The organism is Gaiella sp., assembly GCF_035558935.1.
Classification (GTDB): domain Bacteria; phylum Actinomycetota; class Thermoleophilia; order Gaiellales; family Gaiellaceae; genus Gaiella.
In genome coordinates this window covers 1-6,082 of the sequence record NZ_DATMBZ010000121.1, presented here as the reverse complement: position 1 = coordinate 6,082, position 6,082 = coordinate 1, and the positions used below count along the sequence as shown (strand labels likewise).

Below are 6,082 nucleotides of genomic sequence, written 5' to 3'. Positions count from 1 at the left end.
GGCGTGCCGAGGGTCACGTTCTCGGGGCTCACGGAGGGAACGTTCGCCGGAGGCCGCAGGCTCGTGCTCTCCTCGTCGATCTACGACGACCCGGGCCGCACGACGTTCGTGGTGCTCGACACCCGGACGCTCGCGCCGCTCCGCTCGATCCGCCTCTCGGGAGCGTTCGCGTTCGACGCGCTGTCGCCCGACGGCCGCAGGCTCTTCGTCCTCCACTACCCGCAAGGGGTGAACGGCGGGATCCGGTACGTCGTCCGCTCGGTCAGCCTCCGGACGGGAAGGCTCGAGCCCGGCGCGATCGTCGACAAGACCGAACCGAGCGAGCGCATGAGTGGGGTCGCGCTCGCGAGGGCCTGGAGCCGGGACGGCACCTGGGCGTACACGCTCTACAACGGCGGCACGTCGCACGCCTTCGTCCATGCGCTCAACACGCGCGCTCGGATCGCTCGCTGCATCGACCTCCCGTGGGCGGGCGACGCGCAGAGCATCCTCGACGGGGCGCGGCTCGCGGTCGGCGCGAAGGGAGCCCTGAGGCTCACCAACGCGGGTGGCGAGTTGCTCGCGCGGATCGACACGCGCACCTTCTCCGTGAAGGCCTGACGAGCGTCAGCCGGCGGCCGCCACGGCGTCCGCCGGCAGCGTCTCCGTGGCGTCCGCGATCGCGCGTACGACCTCGACGATGTCGCGGTTTGCGTTGAAGACGCGCAGCTGGCGCTCCGCCGAGTTGCCGCGCTCGAGCAGCGCCGTGATCCCTTCGAGCTCGCGCTCGGACCCGAGCTCGCGGGCGTGCGGCTCGAGCTCTCGCAGCGTGCGGCGCACGAGCTTCGCGACGGGGATGCGGATGCGATGGCCCTTCGCGAGGTCCATGACGGGCGCGTCGAGGCCATACCGCGCGGCGAGCCACTTGTTCTCGCTCGTCAGGATGCGGTGGTACGACGGGATCTCCTTGCCCTCGTCGTAGCTCTCGCTCAGCTGCTTGACGAGCGACTGGCAGTAGGCGGCGATCGCGACGGCGTCCTCGAGGCGCGTCACCGCGTCGCAGATCCGCACCTCGATCGTGCCCCACTTGGGATGCGGCCGAATGTCCCACCAGATGTGCGTGTAGTCGGCGATGCAGCCCGTGCGCTCGAGCTGTCCGACCACGGCCGCGTAGTCGGCGTAGTCACGGAAGCGCGGCGGCGGCCCGGAGCGCGGGAAGGCCGAGAAGACGATCTGGCGGCTCGACGCGAGCCCGGTCGGCTCGCCCCGCCAGAAGGGCGAGCTCGCCGACAGCGCGAGCAGCGGCGCGAGGTGGGGGAGCAGGCCGTTCACGACCTGGATCGCCTTGTCCGGGTCGTCGACGGCGACATGGATGTGCATCCCGAAGATGAGCTCTCGGCGCGCCACGTACTGGAGCTGGTCGATCAGCGCGTGGTAACGGTCCTTGGCCGTGATGCGCTGCCGCTCGAAGAGACTGAACGGGTGCGTCCCGGCCGCGCCGACGCGAAGGTCCTGGCCCCGCGCGACGTCACGCACGTATCCGCGGAGAGTGGCGAGCTCACGCATCACGTCGCCGGCAGTACGGCACACCGGGGTCGCGATCTCGAGGACGGACTGCATCAGCTCCGCGTTCAGCCGGTCGGCGAGCTCGTCGCCCTGGATCGCGTCGAGCACCATCTCGATGTGCTGGACGAGGTCGAAGCTCGTGGGGTGGAGGAGCATGTACTCCTCCTCGACCCCGAGGGTGTACGGCTCGCCGGTGCCGAAGCGGTGTTCGAGGACGCTCGCGGCGAGGCTCTCGGTGACGCCCGTGATCGACCCGGGGACGACCTGTTTCACGGGACCATCGCCTCCGCCTCGATCTCGACCTTCCAGGCTGGGTCGAGCAGCTGCGCGACGACGCAGGTCGCGGCGGGCCGGACGTGGCGGAACGCCTCGCCGTGGGCCCGGGCGACGCCCTCCCAGTGGGCGGGGTCGGTGACGTAGATGTTCGTGCGGACGACGTGCTCGAGCCCCGACCCGGCCTTCCGCAGGGCCTCGCCGACGAGCTCGAGGCAGAGCCCCGCCTGCTCGTAGGCGCCGTCGGGCGGCGGGGACCCGTCGGCGGGGATCGGTGCCGTACCGGAGACGTGCACCCGGTCTCCGACGACGACCGCGCGCGAGAACCCCGCGACGCCCTCGTACGGCGAGTGCCCCGTGATCAGCCTCCGGCGCATGGGCGGGCCTAGTATCGCCCACCCCGGGCCCAGGCGGTTCCCGCGCTACGCGGGAACGACGATCTGCTGCACGGCCCAGCGGTTGCCGTCCGGGTCGCTGAAGAAGACGAACCTCCCCCAGGGGAAGTCCTGGACGTCGCTGACGTCGATGCCCCGCTCGACGAGCGCGTCGTGCGCCGCCTCGATGTCGTCGACGACGACCTGCAGGCCCTTGACCGAACCGGGGGTCATCTCGGTCACTCCCCGTCCGATTGCGATCGAGCACGCCGAGCCCGGCGGCGTCAGCTGCACGAACCGGAGATCGTCGCCGACGACGTGGTCGTGGTCGGCGACGAAACCCGCTTGCACGTAGAACGCCTTCGCCCGATCCACGTCCGAGACGGGCAACGCCACCAGCTCGAGCCTCATCGTGATCTCGCTCATATCTCGCTCCTTCCGCCTGCGGTGCTAGACTCTTTCTGTCACTAAGAAGTTTACTTACTAAGAGAATCGATGTCAAACAGTCCAGCGAAGCAAGCCGCGATCGACGCACTGCTCTTCGAGTTCCGTACGAGCGGCAACCTCGACAACGCGTTCGACGCGCTCGCCGCCCGCAGGCTGGGCGTCAACATGACCGATCTCCACTGCCTCAACATCCTCGAGAGTCGCAGCGGGCTGACGGCCGGCGAACTGGCGCTCGAGGCGGGCCTGACGAGCGGTGCGGTGACGGGCGTGATCGACCGGCTCGAACGCAGCGGCTACGCACGGCGCATCGCTGACCCCACCGACCGGAGGAAGGTGAAGCTCGAGGTCACCCCCGCCTTCTACCGGCGCGCCGAGGAGATCTGGTCGCCGCTCAAGCGGGAGTGGGACGACCTGCTCGGACGACGCTTCACCAACCGTGAGCTCGACGCGATGATCGCGTTCCTGCGTGCGACCAACGACCTCGCGAGGCGCAATGTCGAGCGCCTGCGCTCCGCGACGTAGTCCAGGCCGACCAGCGCCACACTACGATCGCCGCGTGGAGGCGCTGAGCCAGATCGACGCCTGGGACGTGCCGTTCGCTGCGGCCGGCGTCACCCGCGCGGACGCGACGGTCGCGACCCACGGCGAGACGGGCCGCTCCGTCCCTCTCGCGTCGCTCTCGAAGCCGATCGCGGCGCTCGCGACGCTCGTCGCCGCCGAGGAGGGAGTCATCGACCTCGACGAAGCCGCGGGACCGCCCGGCGCGACGGTGCGGCACCTCCTCGCGCACGCGTCGGGGCTTCCGTTCGAGGGCGACGCCCCGATCGCGCGGCCCGGCCGGAGGAGGATCTACTCCAACGAGGGGTTCCAGGCCCTCGGCGACCATGTCGCGCAACGTGCGGAGATGCCCTTCGCCGACTACGTCCGTGCTGCGGTCGTCGAGCCCCTTCGGATCGGTCTCGATCCCCGGGGGCATCCCGGGGCTGGGATGCAGAGCTCCCTCGACGACATCCTCGCGCTCGGACGGGAGCTCCTCGCGCCGCGCCTCGTCGCCGACGAGACGCACCAGGAGATGGTGAGTGTCCAGTTTCCCGGCCTCGACGGCGTCCTGCCCGACTACGGCCGCTACCGCCCGCTCGACTGGGGGCTCGGCGTCGAGCTCAAGGGCGACAAGGCGGGTCACTGGTCGGGCAGCCTGACCTCGACCCGCACCTTCGGCCACTTCGGCGGAAGCGGGACGTTCCTCTGGGTCGACCCGGATCGCGGGATCGCGTCCGCGGCGCTCACGACGCGGCGCTTCGGCGACTGGGCGAAGGAGGCCTGGCCCCGGCTCTCCGACGCCGTCGTCCGGGAGCTCGGCTGACTGCGCGCCCTACTCGTCGTCGGCGAAGAGCGGTCGCAACAGCTCGTCGAACGTCGCGCGGTCGCAGCTCGCGACCACCGACGGCAGCATCGTCGTGACGGTCGCGGTGCGCGGGACGCCCATCGCGAGCGAGACCTCGCCGAACGTCTCGCCGGGGCGGAGCACCGACCGCGGGCCGCGTCCCTCCTGCGTCACCGTCGCCATGCCGGAGAGCAGGACGTAGAACCGGTCGCCACCCTCTCCCTCGGCGACGATCGTGCGGCCGGGTGGAACGTCCTCGCGCGACATGCGCGCTGCGAGGCGCGTCAGCGTCTCGCCGGGAAGCGACGAGAGCAGCCCCACCCGGGAGAGCTCGGTCACGGAGGCGGGGACGTGCCGCGGGCTCACGCGGATACCGTAGCCGCGAGATGGCAATCCTCCACGGCTGGCGAACCTGCCCTCGATGCGAGGGGCGCCTCGAGAACGACGGCGCCCAGGCGATCTGCCACGGTCGTTGCCGCTCGGTGTACTACGCGAACTCCGCGCCCTGCGTGAGCGGCCTCGTCGAGGACGCCGAAGGGAGACTTCTCCTTGCCCGGCGAGCCGTCGAGCCGTACCTCGGGCTCTGGGACCCGCCGGGCGGGTTCCTCGAGGAGGGTGAGCATCCGGTCGAGGGCCTCCGGCGCGAGCTGCTCGAGGAGACCGGGCTCGAGGCGGAGATCGGGTCGTTCGTCGGCGCCTGGATGGACGTCTACGGGGAGGCCGACGAGGCCGCAGCGACGTTGAACCTCTACTGGTCCGCGACGGTCGCAGACGGCGACCCGCAGGCTGCCGACGACGTCGCGGAGCTGCGCTGGTTCGCGGCGGACGCGCTTCCCGCCGGCGGCGAGCTCGCCTTCACCACGGTGAAGCACGCGCTCGCCGCCTGGCGGAGGAGGGGACTGGCCCCGTAGGGGCCTGCCCCCGCGACGCTCACATCAACGCCACGGGGTCAGTCCCCTTGTGGGCACAGACCCCTGCTGACAGTCAGACCGCGAGGCCGAGCGACCGCTCGATCGCGCCCTTGGGCTGCGCGCCGATGACGGACGCGGACGGCTCGCCGTCCTTGAAGAGGATCATCGTCGGGATCGAGGCAACGCCGTAGCGCTGCTGGAGCTCGTGCTCCTGATCGATGTTGACCTTCACGAGCTTGAGCTCTGTCTCGCGCTCGGCCGCGATGCGGTCGAGCACCGGGGCGACGGCGTGGCACGGGCCACACCACTCCGCCCAGAAGTCGACGAGAACGGGCGTCTCGCTCTGGATGACCTCCTGATCGAAGGTCTCGGTCGTCACGTTGAGTGCCATTGGTCCTTCCGTGTTCGAATGTGCGCACGACTCTAGTCCGAGTCGTGCGACTACCCGCTCTCTACAACGACGAACCCCGAAAACTCCTTCCCTAGAATCGGCCGCATGTTCGCACGCCTCCCGGACAAGCCGGATCACGACGCCCTCGAGCTCGAGATCCTGGCGCTGTGGGAGCGCGAGGAGACGTTCCGCCGGCTGCGCGAACAGAACGCGGACGGCCCGCGGTTCAGCTTCGTCGACGGGCCGGTCACCGCGAACAAGTCCCTCGCCGTCCACACCGCGTGGGGGCGGACGCTGAAGGACGTCTTCCAGCGCTACAAGGCGATGCGCGGCCACCACCAGCGCTACCAGAACGGCTTCGACTGTCAGGGGCTCTGGATCGAGGTCGGGGTCGAGCGCGAGCTCGGGCTCAACTCGAAGCGCGAGATCGAGGAGTTCGGCCTCGCCGAGTTCGCGCGCCGGTGCCGCGAGAAGGTCATCTGGTCCGCCGAGGAGCTGACGAAGGGCTCGATCCGGCTCGGCCAGTGGATGGACTGGGGCGCGGACTACTTCACGTTCAGCGACACGAACATCGAATACATCTGGCGCTTCCTGAAGCTGATGCACGAGCGCGGCCGCGTGTTCATGGGCCACCGCTCGACCGAGTGGTGCCCGCGCTGCGGGACGTCGCTCTCGCAGCACGAGCTCTCCCAGTCGGGCGTCTACCAGGACCGTTCCGACCCGTCGCTCTACGTCCGCTTCCCGCTGCGCGAGCGCC

The 6,082-nt window shown here is 70.2% G+C and carries 10 protein-coding genes; 5 read left to right on the top strand and 5 right to left on the bottom strand.

What is annotated here, in order from left to right:
• The coding region (locus VNM44_RS12075) for a hypothetical protein (protein ID WP_325626135.1) at positions 1 to 600 on the top strand (600 nt) is incomplete at its 5' end.
• A gap of 6 nt (positions 601 to 606) precedes the next feature.
• Here the strand turns inward: VNM44_RS12075 and VNM44_RS12070 are convergent.
• The 3 genes from VNM44_RS12070 to VNM44_RS12060 are packed head-to-tail and all read right to left on the bottom strand — an operon-like array spanning position 607 to position 2,609.
• A complete protein-coding gene (locus tag VNM44_RS12070) occupies positions 607 to 1,818 on the bottom strand; it encodes a carboxylate-amine ligase (protein WP_325626134.1) in 1,212 nt (403 codons plus the stop codon).
• Positions 1,815 to 2,195, bottom strand: a complete 381-nt coding sequence (locus VNM44_RS12065) for a RidA family protein (RefSeq protein WP_325626133.1) — start codon at positions 2,193 to 2,195, stop codon at positions 1,815 to 1,817. Before VNM44_RS12065 ends, VNM44_RS12070 begins: the two co-directional genes overlap by 4 nt.
• A gap of 45 nt (positions 2,196 to 2,240) precedes the next feature.
• Entirely contained in the window at positions 2,241 to 2,609 is a 369-nt protein-coding gene (locus VNM44_RS12060; protein ID WP_349258036.1) for a VOC family protein, read from the bottom strand.
• Positions 2,610 to 2,687: 78 nt separating this feature from the next.
• On the opposite strand from VNM44_RS12060, the gene VNM44_RS12055 reads away from it, so the two are divergent.
• Positions 2,688 to 3,161: a MarR family winged helix-turn-helix transcriptional regulator gene (locus tag VNM44_RS12055; RefSeq protein WP_325626131.1), complete on the top strand. Its 474-nt coding sequence runs from the start codon at positions 2,688 to 2,690 to the stop codon at positions 3,159 to 3,161.
• 34 nt (positions 3,162 to 3,195) lie between these two features.
• Positions 3,196 to 4,002: a serine hydrolase domain-containing protein gene (locus tag VNM44_RS12050; protein WP_325626130.1), complete on the top strand. Its 807-nt coding sequence runs from the start codon at positions 3,196 to 3,198 to the stop codon at positions 4,000 to 4,002.
• A 9-nt stretch (positions 4,003 to 4,011) separates the two neighbouring features.
• Here VNM44_RS12050 and VNM44_RS12045 read toward each other — a convergent pair whose 3' ends face one another.
• Positions 4,012 to 4,389 carry a cyclic nucleotide-binding domain-containing protein gene (locus VNM44_RS12045; RefSeq protein ID WP_325626129.1) on the bottom strand — a complete coding sequence of 126 codons (378 nt, stop codon included), beginning with the start codon at positions 4,387 to 4,389 and terminating at the stop codon, positions 4,012 to 4,014.
• A 20-nt stretch (positions 4,390 to 4,409) separates the two neighbouring features.
• Between VNM44_RS12045 and VNM44_RS12040 the strand changes: the two genes are divergently transcribed.
• Positions 4,410 to 4,934, top strand: coding sequence for an NUDIX hydrolase (locus VNM44_RS12040; RefSeq protein WP_325626128.1), 525 nt, complete (start codon positions 4,410 to 4,412; stop codon positions 4,932 to 4,934).
• Between the two features lie 73 nt (positions 4,935 to 5,007).
• Here VNM44_RS12040 and trxA read toward each other — a convergent pair whose 3' ends face one another.
• The gene (gene trxA, locus VNM44_RS12035; RefSeq protein ID WP_325626127.1) at positions 5,008 to 5,325 is read right to left on the bottom strand and encodes a thioredoxin; all 318 of its coding nucleotides are present in this window, start codon (positions 5,323 to 5,325) and stop codon (positions 5,008 to 5,010) included.
• 105 nt (positions 5,326 to 5,430) lie between these two features.
• Between trxA and VNM44_RS12030 the strand changes: the two genes are divergently transcribed.
• The coding region (locus tag VNM44_RS12030; protein WP_325626126.1) for a class I tRNA ligase family protein at positions 5,431 to 6,082 on the top strand (652 nt) is incomplete at its 3' end.

Bases quoted from the DNA above. Each gene is read 5' to 3' on its own strand.
- VNM44_RS12065 (WP_325626133.1), bottom strand. From the start codon at position 2,195: ATGCGCCGGAGGCTGATCACGGGGCACTCGCCGTACGAGGGCGTCGCG.
- VNM44_RS12055 (WP_325626131.1), top strand. From the start codon at position 2,688: ATGTCAAACAGTCCAGCGAAGCAAGCCGCGATCGACGCACTGCTCTTC.
- VNM44_RS12040 (WP_325626128.1), top strand. From the start codon at position 4,410: ATGGCAATCCTCCACGGCTGGCGAACCTGCCCTCGATGCGAGGGGCGC.
- trxA (WP_325626127.1), bottom strand. From the start codon at position 5,325: ATGGCACTCAACGTGACGACCGAGACCTTCGATCAGGAGGTCATCCAG.